General features: G+C 60.5%; 1 protein-coding gene. It reads right to left on the bottom strand.

The genetic code is table 11. The features are described from left to right. Positions 1-219: 219 nt before the first annotated feature. Complete coding sequence (locus ATB98_RS00070; RefSeq protein WP_234781820.1) at positions 220-1,578, bottom strand: ISNCY family transposase; 1,359 nt, start codon at positions 1,576-1,578, stop codon at positions 220-222. Positions 1,579-1,723: the final 145 nt, after the last annotated feature.

Genomic DNA, 1,723 nt, shown 5'->3' with positions numbered 1-1,723 from the left:
TGTCACAGCTATTTAAAGATGAGACAAAGTAGTCAACTTAGAAATGCGACATCATCCTATTCCTGATTACTGCGTTTGCAAGTTGATATATTTACACAGTACGAAGACGCAAGCCGCCGGCCGGGTGGAGCTGGTCAGGGTTGCGCAGGCCGGTCGGCGGCGGATGGCTCCAGCTGCAAGATAAACTTTAGCTTTGACACCCCGATCACTCCGCCGCCTTCAGTTGCGCAAGGGCTTGCTGCCGTCGCGCGATGACCACCGGATCCCTGGGCTGCCGTCGCGAATGCCGAACATATGGTCCGTCTGACCGGTGCGGCGCGGCCCGCCCTTGCTGCGCTGTTGCTCTCGTCCGGCCTGCATCTCGGCAACGATCGAAAGCATGTCGTCCAGGCGCTTGTTCTCAACCACCTCGGAGCGATGCACCGAGCGCAGCGTGTCGAAGGTTCTGTAGGGCAGGGACGTCTCCTCATGGATGACCTCGAGGCGACCATCGGGATAGTCGCAGACAATGACCTTCTTGCCGGCCAGCGCCGTGGCGAGGTCGGTCGGATCGAGGATGAACATCACCTTGTCATAGCGCAGCGTCAGCGACTGCGACAGCTTGCGGACCTCCTTGCGGCACATGGCGCCATCGAGGTTCTCATGCGCGGCAAACGGCCGATGCATGTCCTTCGGATTGCGCGGCGCCTTGCCAAAGCGGCGATTGAAGTCGGCCATGAACTCCGGCGCATAGGCATTGGCCGCCGCGATCGAGTCGATGCCGCGCAGCCGCAGTTCCTTGACGAGGCGATCCTGCAGCGTCTGGTTGGCGCGCTCGACGCGCCCCTTGGCCTGCGGGGTATTGGCGCAGATGATGTCGATGTTGAGCTCATAGAGGGCCCGCCCGAACTGCGTCAGGCCATTGGTTCTGTCCTTCTTGGAAGCATGGGTGGTGCGGAAGATGCCATGCTTGTCGCTGTAGAAGGCGATCGGCTTGCCCCATTGCTGCAGGTAGGCCTTCGTCGCGTGCAGATAGTCGAAGGTGTTCTCCGATCCGGCAAAGCGTAAGTGCAAGAGCTTGCCGGTGGCATCGTCGATATAGACGAGCAGGGCGCATTTGGGTCCGCGGTTCTCGAACCACCAATGCAGCGAGCCGTCGATCTGAACGAGTTCGCCGAAACAATCCCGCCGGCCGCGCGGCTGGAAGACCCGCTTCTTGCGCTCGCGTCGCGACATCCAGATGCCGGCTTCCATCATCCACTGACGCAGCGTCTCCTTGCTGACGGCAATCCGGTGGCGTTCGAGCAGCTTCTCGGCCGCCAACGTCGGTCCGAAATCCGCGTAATGCTCACGCACCAGGTCGAGCACCAGGTTGCGGAAGTCCTCGCTGTGACGGCGGTTGCTCGGACGGCCGCGCTTCTTCGAGGCCAGCCCGTCGGCGCCGTCCAGGTCATAGGCCTGCAACAGCCGGTGGACCTGACTGCGGCTAAGACGAAGCAACGCGGCCGCCTCGACGACGGTCAGGCTGCCACCGCGAATCCACTGGATGAGTTCAAGACGATGCAATTCCTTCTGCGACATGGTGATCAAACAAGACATGACGACTCCGAACGCTCATGGTCTCAACCACGCTTCACGTCGCCAGTCTTCCTTCCAAACGTTGACGTTTGACCAGCATCCCAAGAGGCGACGACTGTCGCATCTCTAACTGGCTCATATGTCGCATCTCTAAAATGCCGCTACA

The sequence above is a fragment of the Sinorhizobium saheli genome (assembly GCF_001651875.1).
GTDB classification, from domain to species: domain Bacteria; phylum Pseudomonadota; class Alphaproteobacteria; order Rhizobiales; family Rhizobiaceae; genus Sinorhizobium; species Sinorhizobium saheli.
The sequence above is the reverse complement of the archived record's forward strand: the minus strand, read 5'-3'. Positions and strand labels throughout refer to the sequence as shown.

Excerpts from the sequence above, each read along its gene's own strand:
- ATB98_RS00070 (WP_234781820.1), bottom strand. The coding sequence starts at position 1,578 with ATGTCTTGTTTGATCACCATGTCGCAGAAGGAATTGCATCGTCTTGAA.